Genomic DNA, 16887 nt, shown 5'->3' on the forward strand with positions numbered 1-16887 from the left:
GCGCACGAAAATATTCACTACAAAACGGTTGACGAAGCTTTTTCGTAACGGCATAGTTCAAGCGTCTCCCCGATCGGGAGAGCTGGCAAAAGTATTCCGGGCCCGTTCGACGTAGCCGTCGAACATCCTCTGGATGTGTGCTGCCCACAAGGCAGATTGAAGAGCTGAACCGGCATGATCGACCCATAGGCCGAGCGCTGGCGAAACGTCCTCATGACACTTGTGGTCGACCACGCATCGTCGCCAGTGTCCTCTTGACGCCCGCTGATTCTCTCCTCTGGATCGATTCATTCCGTAGCAGCCTCTTCTTCCCACTACATCCACAACACCCGGCACCGGCTCTGTGTACCGACGGACCTTGTTTGTCAGCGATGGAAAGGACTGCGGATCGATGGACGATTCGCCATTACGTTTGAACTAACCAGATAGATTAACGAATAGGCACAAAGGGGTATCCGACCATGAATCTGAACAATCAACCTACTATTGATCAACTGGCTCGACTGTTCGCGGCGCAGAAGGACTCCCTCGATAGCCACATTCTCTGGGTCTGTGAGAAAGGTGATGTGCATATGGACAGCCTGGGTGCGTGCACCGAGGAGCAACAGTTCGACGAACAGCACCCGCATATGCGTGCGCGACTGAAGATGTACCGCAAGGGCCAAGGCTACGTCGGCAAGAAAGCGGCCGCCGACAAGCAGTTCCTGGGACAGGTACTCGATACCCTGAGCAGTGAATGGGGCAGCGCACAGCAAGAGCCTGGCTTACGCGTCATCGACAAGCTCTGCTGATGGGTAACCGCGCGCCGCGGGTCATTCGAATCGCCGAATGATCCGCGGCATTTTTGTCGGTGCTCTCAAAGCACTTATTGCTGAGCGGGATTCACCAGCGCCGTCAGCACATGATCTGCCCACTCGCCGTTGATCTTCAGGTAGGAACGGGCAAAACCTTCCCGCTGGAACCCCAACGCTGACAGCACCCGGGCACTGCGTTCGTTTTCCGGCCGATAGTTGGCCATGATTCGATGCAACTGCAGGTCCTCGAATACGTAGGCGATGGCTTTGTGCAGCGCCTCCGTCATCAGCCCCCTGCCCTGCGCCTGCTCTGCCAGTGAATAGCCCAGATGACAGGCCTGGAACACGCCGAGGACGATGTTGCTGAAGTTGCACTCGCCGATCATCTCGCCACTGTCGCGCTCACAGATCAACAGGTGCAAGCCGCGCCCGGCGAGCCGTTCGTGCTCGATGAAACTGATGCGACGAATGATGTTCTCGATCGCATAAAAACCAGGGGGTCTCATCGGCTGCCAGGGCTGGAGATGCTTGCGGTTGCCGATGTGGTACGCCTGGATCTGCGCAGCATCACCGCCCAAAGCCGGGCGAAGAACAAGGCGCTCCGTAACCAGACGGATCAGGTGGGGCTCGGCGATGATCTCCATCCGTCAGATCTCCTGAAGCTGAGGGCACGGCGACGTCTGGCTTAGAACGCCAGTTTGTAGCCGATGGCGATCAACATCACCGCCAGACACGGACGAAGGATTGAGTCTGGAACTCGGCCGGTGAGATGGCTGCCCATGTAGATGCCCGGCAGTGACCCCATCAACAGGAAGCCCAGCATCGACCAGTTCATGTTGCCCATGCTGGCGTGACCGAGCCCTGCAATCAGGGTCAGCGGAACAGCGTGGGCGATCTCTGTCCCGACCAGTCGACGTGTATCCAGGAAAGGATAGAGGATGAACAGCGCGACGGTGCCCAGGGCGCCCGCGCCGATGGAGGTTAACGCGACCATGACACCCAGCACCACACCCGTCACCACGGTCAGGGTATTGAGACTCTTGTCGCTCAGACGGTAGTGATCACCGGCATGACGATGTGCGAAGGCGAGCAAGCGCTGTTTGAAGAAGATCGCCAGTGCGGTCAGCAGCAGTACAAAACCCAGCGCCTGCTTGATGACCGAGTTCATCGCGTCGGGCGCGGTGTGCAGACTGCTGAGGAACCACAGGGTCAGCCCCGCCGCCGGGACACTGCCGAGGGTGAGCCAGCCGGTGATGCCCCAGTCGATGTTGTCGTTCTTTTTGTGCACCAGAACGCCACCGCTTTTGGTGATGGCGGCGTACAGCAAATCGGTGCCGACGGCGGTGGCCGGATTGATCCCGAACCACAACAGGATCGGGGTCATCAGCGAACCGCCTCCGACACCGGTCATGCCGACAATGAACCCGACCAGCAAACCTGCAACGACGAAACCTATATTGCCAAAATCCATTGTCATGCCTAACGAATGCGCAAACGCGAGAAAAAACTGGCGCGCAGGATAGCGACCTTTCTTATGAACAGAGTAGACCGAAACGATCTATCGTTATAACCAATCGCCCTGAAGTCGATATCGAGGCTCAAATAACGGGAATCAGGGCTCCCCTTCCCAATAGTCCAGTCGGGTTTCAGGACGGTGCATGGCGGTGAACGCTCGCGCGCCGTTGATCGTGACCATCGCCTGATATTTGCCGGAGTCGGGGTACTCGCAGACTTCCGGCGTTTCCCGTGTGCTGATGGAGAGGTACTTGAGCGGCGCGTTCGAGGTGTTGATGATCTGGTGCGGGTACTCAGGACCCGGAGGAATGAAGATCACATCACCGCTTTTGATGGGCAGCATTTGCCCGGCGACCCGCAGTGTGCCCTGCCCCTCGACGACCACGAACATTTCCTCTTGGGCGTAATGAAAGTGGTAGGGGCATGAACGTTTGCCCGCAGGGACAATGTCCACCGACGCACCCAGTTTCTGCGCCGCCGTGCCCGTGCCCAGGCGAGCAGCCTGACTCTGATAGAGCGGCTCGCGGCGCTCGTCCTGCAAGGGCACTTCGTTGAAGTTGCGAATCAGGCGCGAGGCCAGCGTGCTTTCGGCATCGGTCATGGCGGGCTCCCCTCAGCGCACAGCAACGATCAACAAACGCGGGAACGGCAACAGCACAGTGCCGTCATCCAGCGCTGGATAGGCCTGACTGATCGCCTTCAGGTAAGCGGCGAGGAAGGCCTGTTGTTCGCTTTCATCGAGCTTTTGCAGATAAGGCCGCAGCGCAGAGCCCTTGAACCATTCGACCACGGCGGCATGGCCGCCCGCCAACGGGTGATGGTAGGTCGTGCGCCAGACATCGACTTCCGTGCAGTGCGGTCGCAGCAGCTCGAAGTAAGAGGCCGCCGGATGCCGGTCAGGGTGTTTGACCGAAGCAATCTTGTCCGCCCACGGGCCGTGGGCGGCGATCTCGCGCGCCAGTCGGTGTGCAGGCTCCTCAAGGTTGTCCGGGGTTTGCACGGCCAGACTACCGCCGGGATTCAAGCGGCTGACCAGACGCGGGTAGAGTTGCGCGTGATCAGGCACCCATTGCAGGGATGCGTTGGCCAGGATGACGTCGTAGGTCTGCGGCGGATTCCAGCTTGCGATGTCAGCCAGCTCGAAGGCCAGGTCTGGCAGGCGGTGACGGGCGTCGCTGAGCATGTCTTCAGAGCTGTCCAGACCGGTGATCAATGCATCGGTGAAACGCGCAGCCAGCACTTCGGTGGAGTTGCCAGGCCCGCAGCCCAGATCGATCGCCGTCTTGACTTCCTGGGTCGGGATTGCCGCCACCAGGTCGCGGACCGGACGGGTACGCTGCTGCTCGAACATCGAATACTGCTTCGCTGACCAACTCATCAGGCGTTTCCTTTTGTTATGAAAGGCGTGCCGCGAAGGTTAAAGCCTGCGTAGGCGGAGCACAAATGAAGAGCCGTAACTGGACGCCGCGACCTCAGGCGCGCCCGACGCCGTCGAACGCCACATCGACCATCAACGCTGGATCAAGGCTGCGAATACGCTGCTCGATGTGGTAGGCCCCGGCTTCCGCGTAACGCAAATAGACGCGACTGCAGTCGACGCACTCGCAGACTTTGCACCGGTTGTACGGAAAGAATTGCGGGGCGATGGGCGCCTTTTCAGACCAATAAGAGGTGCCGTCCGGGTGGTATTCATCCAGGGTCAGGTCTTCTTCCTCGGCAGCGATCAATGAGCCGGTTTCCCGCAACTGGCTTTCCTTGATCGAGACCGGCAGCCCCTCCCATCCCGCGAAGGGTTTGGCCAGGCAGGCGCAGGGGTGAGTCACGGCACTGGAACGATGAGCAATGTGCAGCAGCTGTGCATAGGTAAGCGGGGTGAACATGGGCAACAGACTCTTGGCGGGTGAGGTCCTTTGGCGTGGGTGCATTGTGCAGCGCAACCCTCCTGCTGCCTACTGCAAAACGGTGTCTTGCTGCCCTTCGCTCACAACGTCACCCGACGGGTCAGATGGCCACCGGAAATCGGGTACGACACATACAACCCGGAATCGACCTGCGCTCGGGAAACCTGCGCGAGACGGCGGACCCTGTTCGCTGCATTGAGCAGTTGCTGTCGATCCAGCTCGCCGTTTTCCACGGCAGCGACGATGGCCTCGGCAATGCCATCGAGGCCCGCCTCGCTTGATACCAGCAGCAGGTGCGCACCCGCCTTCAGGGCGGTCACGGCGGTTTCGGTGAGGCTGTTGTCGCGCAGAATCGACACGGCATCCAGGTCATCGGAAATGATCAGCCCATCGAATGCCAGCGTGTCGCGCAACAAACCAATGATCTTCTGCGAGGTGCTTGCCGATTGCGACGGGTCGAGCGCCGGAAACACTGCCGGGCCCGGCATCACGGCCTGAACACCCGCTGCAATCACCTGACGAAACACATCAAGGCCGTCCTCCAGTGCCTCAACAGGGCCGGACACGATTGCGCGCGCCACTGCGGGATCATGCTCGGTTTGGTAGTGGCCGGGAAAATGCTTGGCGGTGGCGATGACACCGGCCCTTTGCACACCGCGAATGAACGCACACGCGATGCGCGAAACCTCGACCGGGTCTGGCCCCAGGTTGCGATGATGCAACCACGGATTGACACCCGTGACCACGTCGACAATGGGGGCCAGGAATAGATTCACACCCATGACCCGCGCCGAACTGGCCATCTCGTAGCTGCGCGCTTCGATGACGTCAGCACTCATGTCTTTCAGCGCATCGGCCGACGGCATGCCAGGCACCAGCCGGTGCAGGCGCTGGATGCCGCCCAGCTCCTGATCCACTGCGACCAAGACCGGCGAGCCCGCACAGGCGGCGGCCTGTTCGGCGATGCCCATGAAGTGCGCCTGAGTCTCGGAGCGTCGGCGCTCGAAACTCATGTTGCGGGCCAGGTACTCATCGCGGGTTTCACCCAGCAGGATCGAAACCCCGCCCCGGTTTAAATAGCGGCGCACGGTATCGTCCAGCTCCAGCCCGGCGAATGCAGGCAGCAGGACCGCATACGCGGCGCGTTGCAGTTCGGTTGACATGTATTTACCCACCCTGTGCCTATCTGCTCGTTTGTGCTCACTTTACCCCCAAAACGAGCGATGTCAATGCTCGTTAAAAGCTTGGAGTCATCAACAACGAGCAGGGCGAAGCATAAGAGGGCCATGCCGTGCGCACCTAACCGGGCCACCATCGAGAGGAGTGCGCCTGAAGCCCACCTAAAGTCTCGGGCTGGCCTATTGAAGAACAGAAACGGCTGCCATTCAGGCAGCCGTTTTTCTAATGGCAAAAGCAATCGCGGACGCCGATCACTCGGCTGATCCGGATTTCCAGGCAAACGACTTATTGCATGTGATGCCCTTCATGACCCGCGTGTCCCTCATGCCCGGCATGCATGTCATCACCGGCCATGTGAGTCACCGGCTGTTGACGGTCCGTCTCTTCCTGCAAATACCGCACGACCTCGGCGATGTCGTTGTCGGCCATCCGCAGGTTGGGCATCGCCACCTTGTTGTAGGCCTCGTACAAACTCATGGCCAGCGTATCCTTCTCGGCCAGCATCACGTCCGGTTCCTTGAGCCAGCGCCCCAGCCACAGGCCGTCGCGTTGCCGGGTTACGCCGAGCAGATCAGGTCCGACACCCCGCAAACCGGTCGCTTCCTCGCCTTCATGACCCAACGTGTGACACGCACTGCAGCGGGTGCGAAAGATCTGCTCCCCCAGGCTCGGCGCGCGCACGTCAGGTGCATTCGCGTAGCTGTCCAGGTGCTCGCTGGCGACCTTCCAGTTCTGCAGGCTGTTGCCCAGATGGTCCGCAAGAATGTAAGGGTTCTCGAACGGGGACGCCTTCATCCAGCGCCCGGTCGTCTGGTTGCCGACAATCAGGCTCAGGTTATGGTCGGTGGTCCTGCCGTTGTCGACGCCTTCGATGAACAACCCCAGTTTGCGGCGCAGCTCGACGATGTCGTCCTTGTTGCCGGTCAGAAACTGCCAGCCCGGCGCCACCTTGAACTTGGCGGCGTACTGCTTGAGCACTGCTGGCGTGTCGGTTTCAGGGTCGATACTGATCGAGTAGAAAAACACGTCCTTGCCGACCCGGTCGCCCAATAGCCTCTGCACCTGCCGCAACCTGGCGGTCTCCAGCGGACAGGAGTCGGTGCACGACGTGAAGATAAAGTTGATCACCACCACCTTGCCCTTGATCAGGTCGTCGTAGAAATGCACCGGCTGTTCGTCCTGGTTGATCAATACCGTGTTGGGGAAGAAGTCCTGCCCCCACGGCGTGGCCGACGGTGTTTCACCAGCCACGCCGGGAAGGCTGCCCCAGACCATGACGGTTATAAAAACGGTCACTGCAATGGCCGCGCTGCGAAGCATCTGGAACATGACTGCACCCTCCCCGATCCCGCGGATCGCTATTTGCCTTTGCCTTTGCCGGAACCCGAGGAACCCGATCCCCCAGAGCCGGACCCGCCGGCACTCGAACCACCCGAACCTGTAGTGGGCGTGGTCACGGCTGCCGCCAGCTTGACCGAAGGACCGCTGCCGTCGCCGTCGTGGTAGGTAGGCAACGCGGCAGAGGCGACATACCCCACGCCATCCCAGGTGGGCATCGGTGTCGGCATCAGCTGGAATTGACCCGGGTGCTCGATGTCCCAACGCAGCAGCATCGAGTTGTCCTCATGCTGGGTGTTGTGGCAATGCTCCATGTAGGTCCCGGCGAACTCGCGGAAATGGATCGCCATCTCAACGTTGTCGCCACTGTCGGTGCCGATGCGGTAAACGTCCTTGCGCGCCCATTTTTCCCACTCAGGTGGCGCCTTGCCGCCCCGACTGAGGATGATCCCTTCCTCGAAGTGCACGTGCACCGGATGGGTCCAGCCGTTGCCGCCGTTCTGGATTTTCCACACTTCCAGCGTGCCGGTGCCCTGATAGCCAGACGGTTCTGCGCCGTTGGCCAGGTGCAGGCCGGCAGACAATCTGCGTGGGTCCATGTTGAAGCCCAGGCCGCCGTCGGTCTTGATGGTCCAGGGCACCGAATCCGTGCCGTCGGAGCGACCAAAGATGAAGGTGCGGTGACGTGCCTGGCCCAGCAGCGCGATGTCAGCGGCGTTGTCTCGGTGCAGGGTCAGCGGAATCATCGTCTTGCCTTCAGGCTTGCCCGGTTTGGCCGGCTCGTACGCCACCGGATCCATGCTCAGGTCCTGCCCGGTATAAGGCTTGACGTTGATCTGCATGAACTTGCCCACCACCGGGTCCCCCTTGTCCCACTGCGGCCCCTTGCTGCCTTGCTTGATGACGGCCAGGTACTTCTCGGACAACACGTCCGCCAGCGGCACTTCGCCTTTGGGCCCCTTACCGGTGTCATGCTCCATGACGTTGACGAAGAACAGCTTGTCCCCCGCCTTGATGCCGTTCTTCCCGAAGTTGATGATGATGTCGTAGCGTTCGGCGATGCCCTGATTGGGCATAATGCCGAAGTTGTTTTTCAGGTCGCCGTCACCGTCCAGGTCCAGGGTGCCGTCGAATGGCACGGTGTGTTCCATGATGTTGCCGTCGTTGGCGATCATGTGGAAAGGCACCCGGGCGTAGGACACGCCGGAGTCTTTCGGCCCAGGGAACTCTCCGCTGTTGCCTTTGATTTCCCGCACCACGGCAATCTTCACGTATCGCGAAACCGAGCCATTGAGGATGCGGAAACGGTAACTGCGAGCGCGCACGTCCAAGTAAGGCTTGTAGCTCCAGTTCACGACCATTTCATCGCCGAGGAAACCGTCGGTGTTGAACGGGTTGAACCACAGTTGCCCGGCCTGATCCCACGCCTTGTCGGCGACGGTCAGGTTGACGTCGTAGTCGCGGTTGCCCCACGCCAGGGTTGAGCCGCTGGGGAATCGCAGGTTGACGCCGTCGTCGATGGCTTCGTTGCCACGGTCCAGGGCGCTGTAGTAGTTCATCATCGCCGCGTTGCCCTTGTAGACGTTCTGGGCAGTGAAATCCATCATGTGATCGTGGAACCAGTGGGTGCTCATGGTTTCGCGCCAGTCACCCCGGATCTTGATCGTCCCGTGATCACAGGTCTTCATACCGGGCGAATCATCGTTGACCCACAGGGTTTCACCCGGCGCACACGGAAACGCTGCGCGTGGGTCCTTGGCGTTGGTGTTGATGGTGTCGTAACCCGCCAGTTGCATCGGCCAGCGATAGTCGTAGTACTGGCCCGGAAAGAAGAACGCGTTGGCGTAGCCGTCACTTTCAGCCGGGTTATGACCATTGTGTTCGTGGGTGGAAATGGTGTGCAGCCCAAAGCCTTTGTTGGCCGACGGATCGATCGGCAAGCCGTTGTAGTGACGCATCAACACCGGCTGGCCGTAACGCACCATCAGCAGTTTGGGCGGCAGCGTGCCGTCAAATGTCCACACCGAGTTGTGTTCCTGAACCGGCATCAGCGGGTGAAGGCGCACGCCGATGCCACTGGCGCTACCGCCGTGGTTGGTGCTGCCGTCGGGGTAGTAGTTCAACCCGCCTGGCCCCCACTCCCCGCCTTTGTAATCGTGTAACTGCAGGTGATCGCGAAAACCGCTGTTCGAGTGAGCGCCGGTTTGCACGGTCTTGTAGGCAATCTGCGGGTAGAACTCATTCCAGCGCTGATGTGACCAGCCTTTTCCTGGCGGACGCCCTTCGGCGGGCGCGTCCACGCGACGGTTCAGGAAATCCTGAATCTGGGCCTGCCACGGGTTGCGGTCCAGTGAGTTGGCGAACTGCGTCGGGAATGGCGTCAGACCCGGTTGCGCGAGAAAGGCGGCCAACGCTTCAGGGGAGGGGCCACTGCGAGCCACGTTGGTGGGGTCCTGCGCAGGCCCTGGGCCGAGCGTTGGAACCGGGAACGGAATCAGCGACGGCGAGGCGGTCGGGTCGAGCTTGGTCGGCCCGAACTCTTCAAACAGCAACACTGCCTGGGTGAAAGGTTGAGCGCCGAACAACGGGCTTGGCTTGCCATTGGTGGGGAAGTTGAAACTGGTTTGCGCCGAAGGCGGCAGGACGTTTTCGATCCTTGTGATGGCCCGCGTGCCTTTGACGTCGTTCGGCAGGTCGATGGCGCCTTCGTTGGCTTCCGGCAGTGTCAGCAGATTATTCAGTGCGGCGGCCGGATCGGCAGGCGGGTCGTAATACGCCGAGGGGTCAGTGGGAGGGGGTTGATCTTCGTTGTCGATCGGCCCGGCCTGGACACCGGTCAGCCCCATGGTCAGGGCGATCAATACCGCGGAAGATCCGCGCAAAAGCTGAAGCCCGTGGAGGGGGGAAACTTTAAACGCGCAGGTTGTTTCATGTGATTCACCTTCAACTCATGCACAGGGGCATTTGTGTTTCATCCGACTGCCCTGGTTAAGCGCTGCGTGTCGAAGGCTTTTAGCGGCCCGTCGCACGGAGAAGCGCCTGCAGGTAGTGGGTGAAGGGGCAAATCCCTTGCCAGAGTTGAAGCACGGCTTGATAAAGGCAAAACGATGGCAAGCCAACGCGGCTAAGTCGGGGCTTTCACTGAAAGATGTCGTAACAATTTAATGAGGAAAGTTGGCATGGAGGTTGGCGGCTGCGGGGACCTTGCCCCGCAGACATGGGGAAATTCACAAGATGTTGGGGATTTGAATGGGTCATGACCGGCCCGGGAAGCCGACGCTCGCGGCTTCGCCCGGTCCGGTCGTTACGCCTCAGGCACCGCCGCGATTGTCGCCCGGTTCGCCCCTGGCATGATTGCCGCGGTCGTCTCCCACCTCACCCAAGGCATGGTTGCCTCGGTCATCGCCGATCTCGCCGGCTCTGTGAACACCGTGGTCGTCGCCGATTTCGCCGGCCCTGTGCACACCGTGGTCGTCACCGATCTCGCCGGCCCTGTGCACGCCGTGGTCGTCGCCGATTTCGCCAGACCGATGAACGCCTCCGTGGTCATCGCCCGCTTGTGCGTGTTCGCCGCGATGGCCAGCGTCGTGATTGCCATGGTCGTCGCCGCGAGCGCCGTGATCGTTGCCGTGATCGTTGCCGCCGTGACCATTGCCGGCGCTGTTCCCGCCGCCACTGTGGCCGCCGCCGGAACCACCCGAGCCACCACCGCCACTGCCGCCTCCAGAACCACCGTTACCGCCGCCGTGACCGCCTCCTCCGCCCCCGTTACCGCTGCCGCCACCGCCGTTGCCACCGCCGCCATTACCGCCGCCGCCACCTCCGTGACCTCCGCCTCCGCCACCATTACCGCCGCCACCTCCGTTACCGCCACCACCACCACCACCACCACCACCACCACCGTCTTTGGCGTACGCGCTGGAATGAGAAATCGAGTCGGGGATCAGGACAGTGGATGCGGACAGCACCCCTCCAATCGCAAGTGCCAGAATTGCTTGTCTGAATTGCATAACTACCTCCACCTTCTTGTTCTGGTCATAAACCGCAAACAGAGCCGGTGCAAAACGAAGGCCATCGCCCCAGGGCAATCAACGCTTCAGCACATCTCGCGACAACGCAGACAACAGCGTGTGGCCCCCAGAGACCGTGTGCGCACAGGTACCGTGAGATCCGGCGGCTGGATCATCCAGTGCCGGACGGTGTTCTTGGGGTGAACACGCCAACGGCGGCTAATATTCATTTACGCCTACGAACGGTCATTCAGGATTTTTTCGGCAGCGCTCTTTTCATTTGCGCATTAGCTCGTCAACATACGCGCCCACTCATAACGGGCTCGACGTTAATAAACGCAAATGATCGCGTTTCCTGACGTCGCCTTTTGTATTAAATAGAGACAGAACAAACACTTCCGAATGCCCGTTGCCTAGATCATCAATGATGTTGAATTGACATGGCGCTAACGCGTGCGGCCCTCTAAAGTGATCTCACTCTCTGATTTCAGGACGAAATAGATGCGTCTTTTACTGCTGACAAGTGTGCTGGCCGTGAGCCTCGCGGGCTGCGGTTCTACCCCCAATAATCCTTCCGTCAAGCTGGAAACCCCCAAGCTCGCTGCGGACTACGCCCAATGCGTTTTCCCTAAATGGCAAAAGCTGAGGCCCGAAACCACGATGACCGAGGGCAAGGGACACTACAAACTGCTGATCTCCGGCAAGTTGTCGCAGGACGATATTCTCGAAGTGTTCAAAGGCAACCCCAACACCCGCGTGTTCCTGTACCAGCGTGCGCCGCTTGCCTCGGCGTTCGGTCAAAGCACCCTGGAAAAAGCAGCACGCGAGTGCTTGTGAACCGGGCCGCCCGTCCGGGGCTTGGCTGATCGGCGCCAATACCGGCGATGCAATCGGGCTGAACTTCATTTTTACGATTCCCTCTGAGAGCCGACACCACCCGTTTTAGCGGGTGCCATCTCACCACAGAGGAATCACATCATGAGCAGCACACTGAACGGCAAGAAGGTCCTGATCATCACCGCCAACACCGGCATCGAGCGCGATGAGCTGCTCAAGCCACTCCAAGCGCTGAAAGGCATGGGCGCAACGGTGACGCACGCGACCATCAAGGGCGGCGCCGCCCAGACCTTTCTCCAGGACACCGAAAAAGACACCAGCGTGACCTCGGACACCACACTGGCAGGCTTGTCGGCCGATCAATTCGATGCGCTGGTGATTCCAGGCGGAACCGTCAACGCTGACACCCTCCGTCAGGACCACGACGCACAACGTCTGGTCAACGAATTCGCCAACGCCGGCAAAACGGTCGCCGCGATCTGCCACGGGCCTTGGCTGTTGATCGATGCAGGCGTGATCGCCGGCAAGACACTGACCTCCTACCCCAGCGTGCGAACCGATCTGCTGAACGCTGACGCCGCTGACTGGGTCGACGCGCAGGTCAAAGAGTGCCCGGCCAACGGCTGGACGCTGATCACCTCGCGCACCCCGGATGACCTGCCAGCGTTCAACGAAGCCATCGGCAAGTCGTTGCAGGCCGCCTGAACCGGTTTTTCATAGCGCTGAAACGAAAAACGCATCGACGCCGCTTTAAGCGGCGTCGATGCGTTTGGGAAGTCTATAACCCCGGTGGAAGACAGCGACGTACAGACCACCGGGGGAGCTCTCGCACTCACGGTGTATGAGCGGCCCTGGCGCAACTAATTCAATCTTTTTTTGCTCGGCGTTCAATTAACTCGCTCACGGTAACAACTCGTCTTCGTAAACGAAAAAACTTGAAACCAATATTTAACCGTCTCGTCGAGATGGATAGGCCCACGCGATCGTCGCAAGCCCCGACATGAGACTTGCCCATGATTGGAATCATCGTCCCCGCGCACAACGAAGAAGATTTTCTGGATGACTGCATCAAGTCGTTGGTTGCCGCTTCCGGTCACGAAGGCCTGGGGGGCGAGGCGGTGGAGATCCTGATCATGCTCGATGACTGCTCCGATAACTCCGAACGGATTGCACGCAGCCATGACGTGTCGGTGCACACATGCCAACACCGCAATGTCGGCATGACGCGCGCTGCCGGGGCGCAGTTGATGCTCGAGCGCGGCGCTCGCTGGCTGGCGTTTACTGACGCCGACACCGTGGTGCCGTATGCGTGGCTCTCCGAGCAGGTGGCGTTCGGGGCTGATGCTGTCTGTGGGATTGTCGAAGTGAGTGACTGGTCCGAGCACTCCGACCAGGTTCGCCAGCGTTACAACGCGCTGTACCGTCCGGTCGACGGACACCGGCACATTCACGGCGCAAACCTGGGGGTATCCTCGGCGGCGTACCGGCGTGCCGGAGGGTTCAGGGCGCTGAAGGCCCATGAGGACGTGCACCTCGTCAACGACCTGGAGCGCACTGGCGCGGCCATTGTCTGGACCGCTCGAAACAGTGTCATGACCAGCGCGCGCAAGCATTCCCGGTGCAGGGAAGGCTTTGGCGATTATCTGAATTCACTGGCGACCCAGGCGTTATTGGGCTAACCCTGACTACGCACACTGAAGCTGCGCACACGGCACTGACCGGCCTTGATCTGTGCAACCTTGATCTGTGCGCACAGCGGCCCTCACCTGAGCGGGACAGCAACTGATGCAACCGATACCGATAAAGAACCGGGCCAACCCCGGCGACGACACTTTGGGTGGGGGCATGCCCAGTGCCAGTGTCGCCGTGCCCAAGACCGGGAGCTGGTTCAAGCGCCTGCTGGCGTTTACCGGCCCCGGTTATATGGTTGCGGTTGGGTACATGGACCCGGGCAACTGGGCAACGGACCTCGCCGGCGGATCGCAATTCGGTTACCTGCTGCTCTCCGTCATTCTGTTTTCCAATCTGATGGCAATCGTCTTGCAGGCGTTGTCTGCACGCCTGGGCATCGTGACCGGCTGGGATCTGGCCCGCGCATGCCGCGAACGCTACAGCCGTCCCGTCTGCATCGCGTTGTGGATCGCCTGCGAAATCGCAATCATCGCCTGCGACCTGGCAGAGGTGATCGGCACCGCGATTGCCCTGAACCTGCTGTTCGGGATTCCACTGGTGTGGGGCGCAGTGATTTCCGCCATCGACGTCTTTCTGATTTTCTTGCTGATGGGCAGAGGATTCAGGGCGCTGGAAGCCTTTGTCATTGCGCTGTTGCTGATCATCTTCGGCTGCTTCGCGATTCAGATGGTCCTGGCCCGTCCGGACATGGCCGAACTGTTTGCCGGGTTCATCCCCCGGGCAGAGGTGGTCACCAACCCGGCAGCGCTCTACCTGGCCATCGGCATCATCGGCGCCACGGTCATGCCGCATAACCTGTACCTGCACTCCTCCATTGTCCAGACCCGGGCGTATCCCCGAACCGACGAAGGCCGCCGGATCGGCCTGCGCTGGGCGGTCACCGACAGCACCATCGCCCTGACCCTGGCGTTGTTCGTCAATGCCGCGATCCTGATCACGGCCGCAACGGTCTTCCACAAGGCCGGCAAGACCGATGTGGTGGAAATCGAGCAAGCCTATCATCTGCTGTCGCCGATGCTGGGGGTCGGGATCGCATCGGCGCTGTTTGCGGTGGCGCTGCTGGCATCGGGGATCAACTCGACGGTCACCGCGACGCTGGCCGGCCAGATTGTCATGGAAGGCTTTCTCAGCCTCAAACTCCCCGGTTGGGTCCGTCGCTTGCTGACCCGAGGATTGGCGATCATTCCCGTGGTCGTGGTCACCAGCCTGTACGGCGCCGAAGGCACTGCAAAACTGCTGGTACTGAGCCAGGTGATCCTGTCGATGCAACTACCCTTCGCCATCGTGCCACTGGTGCGTTTCGTGTCCGATCGCAAGCTGATGGGGAGTTTCGTGACCGGCCCGGTGTTAACGACGCTGTCCTGCGCCATCACGCTGTTGATCATCGGCTTGAATCTGGTGCTGCTGGTGGGAATGTTTCGGGCGTGAGGCTCGACTCAAGAGGGGCAGAACACAGAATCAATGCCGCCGGCGCGACCGCATTCGCTGCCCTCGTAACCTCGGACGTCTCCTACAGGGTCCGTGGCGTTCTGGCTACTTTAGGAAGACCCTCATACGGTGGGAGCGAGCTTGCTCGCGAATGCGGTGGGTCGGCGACATCGCCCGTGGATGACCCACTGCATTCGCTGCCCTCGTAACCTCGGACGTCTTACAAGGTCCGTGTCGTTCTGACGACTTGAGGAGGACGCTCATACGGTGGGAGCGAGCGTGCTCGCGAATGCGGTGGAGCTGACACTTCAACTTCCGCTGACAGGCCTTGTTTGCAACGAAAAAAGGTGCCGGTCGTTGCAACCGGCACAGGTGCTTACTTCACTTCATGGCGCCGTGATCGTGGCCCATGTCCATCTTTTCCATCATCGCGCGGGCGGGGGCTTGCACCTCGATGGTTTCGCGTACGCCCTTGTCGTTTTCGACTGTCAGGGTCAGCGGGACCTGATCGCCCTCCTTGATCTGCTTGACCAGCCCCATAAGCATCACGTGGTAGCCGTCCGGGTCAAGGGAGACGGTCTTGCCGGCAGGCAACGCCACCGAATCCACCGGCCCCATGCGCATGACGTCGTTGGTCATGCTCATCTCATGAATCTGCACGTCCTTCGCGGCGGGCGAGCTGACGCTGAGCAGCTTGCTGTCGCTGTCCGCCGTGACACGCATGAACGCCCCCGAGGACGGCTGACCGGGCACCGAGGTGCGCACCCAGGCGTCTTCCACCTTGGTGTGTGCGATGGCCGACAGACTGCAACCCGCCAACAGCGACGCCAACAGAACCCGGGCAGTTTTGGACAACAGAGCAGTCATCAGCAGACCTCCATGACAGTGAGCAGATCTTCCGCGCATTGCTTCGCGGAGAGTGAGGGCGACAGGCCGAGGCGTAGATTACCCCGCGAATCGAACACGAAACTGGTGGCGGTGTGTGACATGGTGTAAGTGTCGCCGACAGGGACCTTCTCATAGAACACGCCAAACTCCTTCGCCACTGCCCGGGTTTGCTCCAGCGTGCCGCGCAAGGCCACGAAGCCTGGATCGAACTGCTTGACGTAAGCGTCGAGTATCTCGGGCGTATCGCGCTCGGGGTCGACGGTGATGAAGATCACTTGCATGGTCTTGCCATCTTCGCCCATCAACTTTTTGGCCTGGACAGCACGGGCCAACGCAGTCGGGCAGACCGACGGGCACTGGGTGAACCCGAAGAACACCACCGGCATCAGTCCGCGATAGCTGGACAGTGTCTTGACCTCACCCTGGGTGTCGGTGAGTTTGAAGGTACGGCCCATGATCTTGTTGCTCAGATCCTTGCCGTATTTGAAATCGAGCGCGGTGGTCGAACCATCGCAACCCGCGAGAAGCCCGAGGCCCAAAAGCCCCAGACCCGAGACCACCTGACGGCGGGTCAGTAAATCATTCATGTGACGAACTCTCTGAAGCGGCAGCCAGCGCCAACGCCGGCCTTGACTCGTCTCGCTTCTCGCCCTGACGGCAGAGCCCTGCCTGAAATGGCGAAGAAGTGACGAACGCTAAACACCGTGTTCATGCCACGCCACGCTCAGGGCGCCTGCGGGGCGATTCCGGGAAAGGTCTGTCGAGGTGGCCTGCGCAGCCGGTAATCGGACCGTGGAAGGGATTTGTACGTAGGGCGCGTCCGCCAGCTCAGCCCGATGAAGAACACCAGCGCCAATACGGCCGTGCCGGCAAACGCACAATCGGTCATTGAGAGCTTCATCAATTGCGCATGATCGCCCATCTGCGCCATGTCCATGCGCCCCGAAAGCTCATGGTGCTCGCTGCACTCGACGCCCGCGTTCAGTTGATTGAACGCCCGCAGCATCTGCCCGTGGCTGAGGCTGCACACAAGCCCACTGAACAGCACGATGCCGTACAGCATCCAGGCGATAAGCGATTGATGGGTTCGGACGAATTTCATGGGGCGACATTCTACCTCGCCACGCCCCATGGCATCCGCCCGGGCCGGACTGTCGGGTGCGACAAAACCGCGCAGGGCCATTCTTCTGCGCAGAGACCTTGGCGACACCAAGGCCTGCGCACCTGCCGTCCGCCGCAAACGCAGCCGCCGAAGTTTTTTTGAACCCCACCTCGCGCCAGGTGCCTCATTTCATGAGCAGGCTT

17 protein-coding genes are annotated in these 16887 nt (G+C 60.5%); 5 read left to right on the forward strand and 12 right to left on the reverse strand.

Annotation, left to right across the window (positions count from 1 at the left end; translation table 11 throughout):
- The first annotated feature begins 461 nt into the window (after positions 1 to 461).
- Positions 462 to 791 carry a hypothetical protein gene (locus AB4N84_RS26465; protein ID WP_074756550.1) on the forward strand — a complete coding sequence of 110 codons (330 nt, stop codon included), beginning with the start codon at positions 462 to 464 and terminating at the stop codon, positions 789 to 791.
- A 74-nt stretch (positions 792 to 865) separates the two neighbouring features.
- Here AB4N84_RS26465 and AB4N84_RS26470 read toward each other — a convergent pair whose 3' ends face one another.
- The 9 genes from AB4N84_RS26470 to AB4N84_RS26510 form a co-directional block, all read right to left on the reverse strand.
- Entirely contained in the window at positions 866 to 1438 is a 573-nt protein-coding gene (locus AB4N84_RS26470; RefSeq protein ID WP_460043947.1) for a GNAT family N-acetyltransferase, read from the reverse strand.
- A 41-nt stretch (positions 1439 to 1479) separates the two neighbouring features.
- Complete coding sequence (locus AB4N84_RS26475) at positions 1480 to 2265, reverse strand: sulfite exporter TauE/SafE family protein (RefSeq protein ID WP_074756554.1); 786 nt, start codon at positions 2263 to 2265, stop codon at positions 1480 to 1482.
- 141 nt (positions 2266 to 2406) lie between these two features.
- The gene (locus AB4N84_RS26480; protein ID WP_074756556.1) at positions 2407 to 2910 is read right to left on the reverse strand and encodes a cupin domain-containing protein; all 504 of its coding nucleotides are present in this window, start codon (positions 2908 to 2910) and stop codon (positions 2407 to 2409) included.
- 12 nt (positions 2911 to 2922) lie between these two features.
- Positions 2923 to 3687 (reverse strand): trans-aconitate 2-methyltransferase, encoded by a 765-nt coding sequence (gene tam, locus AB4N84_RS26485; RefSeq protein WP_460043948.1) that lies wholly within the window; start codon positions 3685 to 3687, stop codon positions 2923 to 2925.
- A gap of 94 nt (positions 3688 to 3781) precedes the next feature.
- Complete coding sequence (locus AB4N84_RS26490; RefSeq protein ID WP_460043949.1) at positions 3782 to 4189, reverse strand: hypothetical protein; 408 nt, start codon at positions 4187 to 4189, stop codon at positions 3782 to 3784.
- Positions 4190 to 4290: 101 nt separating this feature from the next.
- On the reverse strand, positions 4291 to 5373 hold the full coding sequence (locus AB4N84_RS26495) for a glycoside hydrolase family 3 N-terminal domain-containing protein (RefSeq protein ID WP_460043951.1): 1083 nt from the start codon (positions 5371 to 5373) through the stop codon (positions 4291 to 4293).
- Positions 5374 to 5674: 301 nt separating this feature from the next.
- Complete coding sequence (locus AB4N84_RS26500) at positions 5675 to 6709, reverse strand: SCO family protein (protein WP_460047155.1); 1035 nt, start codon at positions 6707 to 6709, stop codon at positions 5675 to 5677.
- Between the two features lie 38 nt (positions 6710 to 6747).
- Positions 6748 to 9573 carry a multicopper oxidase domain-containing protein gene (locus AB4N84_RS26505; protein ID WP_460047156.1) on the reverse strand — a complete coding sequence of 942 codons (2826 nt, stop codon included), beginning with the start codon at positions 9571 to 9573 and terminating at the stop codon, positions 6748 to 6750.
- Positions 9574 to 10038: 465 nt separating this feature from the next.
- The gene (locus tag AB4N84_RS26510; protein WP_460043953.1) at positions 10039 to 10737 is read right to left on the reverse strand and encodes a hypothetical protein; all 699 of its coding nucleotides are present in this window, start codon (positions 10735 to 10737) and stop codon (positions 10039 to 10041) included.
- Positions 10738 to 11238: 501 nt separating this feature from the next.
- On the opposite strand from AB4N84_RS26510, the gene AB4N84_RS26515 reads away from it, so the two are divergent.
- From AB4N84_RS26515 to AB4N84_RS26530, 4 genes are all read left to right on the forward strand, one after another.
- Positions 11239 to 11574, forward strand: a complete 336-nt coding sequence (locus tag AB4N84_RS26515; protein ID WP_460043954.1) for a hypothetical protein — start codon at positions 11239 to 11241, stop codon at positions 11572 to 11574.
- A 141-nt stretch (positions 11575 to 11715) separates the two neighbouring features.
- Complete coding sequence (locus tag AB4N84_RS26520) at positions 11716 to 12279, forward strand: type 1 glutamine amidotransferase domain-containing protein (protein ID WP_460043955.1); 564 nt, start codon at positions 11716 to 11718, stop codon at positions 12277 to 12279.
- A 308-nt stretch (positions 12280 to 12587) separates the two neighbouring features.
- On the forward strand, positions 12588 to 13253 hold the full coding sequence (locus tag AB4N84_RS26525) for a glycosyltransferase family 2 protein (RefSeq protein WP_460043957.1): 666 nt from the start codon (positions 12588 to 12590) through the stop codon (positions 13251 to 13253).
- A 166-nt stretch (positions 13254 to 13419) separates the two neighbouring features.
- Positions 13420 to 14694, forward strand: coding sequence for an Nramp family divalent metal transporter (locus AB4N84_RS26530; protein ID WP_460047157.1), 1275 nt, complete (start codon positions 13420 to 13422; stop codon positions 14692 to 14694).
- Positions 14695 to 15075: 381 nt separating this feature from the next.
- Here AB4N84_RS26530 and AB4N84_RS26535 read toward each other — a convergent pair whose 3' ends face one another.
- From AB4N84_RS26535 to AB4N84_RS26545, 3 genes are all read right to left on the reverse strand, one after another.
- Positions 15076 to 15561, reverse strand: a complete 486-nt coding sequence (locus AB4N84_RS26535) for a copper chaperone PCu(A)C (protein ID WP_460043958.1) — start codon at positions 15559 to 15561, stop codon at positions 15076 to 15078.
- On the reverse strand, positions 15561 to 16169 hold the full coding sequence (locus tag AB4N84_RS26540; protein ID WP_074756577.1) for an SCO family protein: 609 nt from the start codon (positions 16167 to 16169) through the stop codon (positions 15561 to 15563). Before AB4N84_RS26540 ends, AB4N84_RS26535 begins: the two co-directional genes overlap by 1 nt.
- Before the next feature lie 137 nt (positions 16170 to 16306).
- Positions 16307 to 16684 carry a DUF2946 family protein gene (locus AB4N84_RS26545; RefSeq protein WP_074756579.1) on the reverse strand — a complete coding sequence of 126 codons (378 nt, stop codon included), beginning with the start codon at positions 16682 to 16684 and terminating at the stop codon, positions 16307 to 16309.
- Between the last annotated feature and the right edge of the window lie 203 nt (positions 16685 to 16887).

Source organism: Pseudomonas sp. S2_H01, from assembly GCF_054668305.1.

Coding starts and splice junctions, on each gene's coding strand:
- AB4N84_RS26525 (WP_460043957.1), top strand. CDS start 12,588: ATGATTGGAATCATCGTCCCCGCGCACAACGAAGAAGATTTTCTGGAT.
- AB4N84_RS26520 (WP_460043955.1), top strand. CDS start 11,716: ATGAGCAGCACACTGAACGGCAAGAAGGTCCTGATCATCACCGCCAAC.
- AB4N84_RS26465 (WP_074756550.1), top strand. CDS start 462: ATGAATCTGAACAATCAACCTACTATTGATCAACTGGCTCGACTGTTC.
- AB4N84_RS26475 (WP_074756554.1), bottom strand. CDS start 2,265: ATGGATTTTGGCAATATAGGTTTCGTCGTTGCAGGTTTGCTGGTCGGG.
- AB4N84_RS26500 (WP_460047155.1), bottom strand. CDS start 6,709: ATGCTTCGCAGCGCGGCCATTGCAGTGACCGTTTTTATAACCGTCATG.
- AB4N84_RS26495 (WP_460043951.1), bottom strand. CDS start 5,373: ATGTCAACCGAACTGCAACGCGCCGCGTATGCGGTCCTGCTGCCTGCA.
- AB4N84_RS26540 (WP_074756577.1), bottom strand. CDS start 16,169: ATGAATGATTTACTGACCCGCCGTCAGGTGGTCTCGGGTCTGGGGCTT.
- AB4N84_RS26505 (WP_460047156.1), bottom strand. CDS start 9,573: ATGGGGCTGACCGGTGTCCAGGCCGGGCCGATCGACAACGAAGATCAA.
- AB4N84_RS26510 (WP_460043953.1), bottom strand. CDS start 10,737: ATGCAATTCAGACAAGCAATTCTGGCACTTGCGATTGGAGGGGTGCTG.
- AB4N84_RS26545 (WP_074756579.1), bottom strand. CDS start 16,684: ATGAAATTCGTCCGAACCCATCAATCGCTTATCGCCTGGATGCTGTAC.
- AB4N84_RS26490 (WP_460043949.1), bottom strand. CDS start 4,189: ATGTTCACCCCGCTTACCTATGCACAGCTGCTGCACATTGCTCATCGT.
- AB4N84_RS26535 (WP_460043958.1), bottom strand. CDS start 15,561: ATGACTGCTCTGTTGTCCAAAACTGCCCGGGTTCTGTTGGCGTCGCTG.
- AB4N84_RS26515 (WP_460043954.1), top strand. CDS start 11,239: ATGCGTCTTTTACTGCTGACAAGTGTGCTGGCCGTGAGCCTCGCGGGC.
- AB4N84_RS26480 (WP_074756556.1), bottom strand. CDS start 2,910: ATGACCGATGCCGAAAGCACGCTGGCCTCGCGCCTGATTCGCAACTTC.
- AB4N84_RS26470 (WP_460043947.1), bottom strand. CDS start 1,438: ATGGAGATCATCGCCGAGCCCCACCTGATCCGTCTGGTTACGGAGCGC.
- tam (WP_460043948.1), bottom strand. CDS start 3,687: ATGAGTTGGTCAGCGAAGCAGTATTCGATGTTCGAGCAGCAGCGTACC.
- AB4N84_RS26530 (WP_460047157.1), top strand. CDS start 13,420: ATGCCCAGTGCCAGTGTCGCCGTGCCCAAGACCGGGAGCTGGTTCAAG.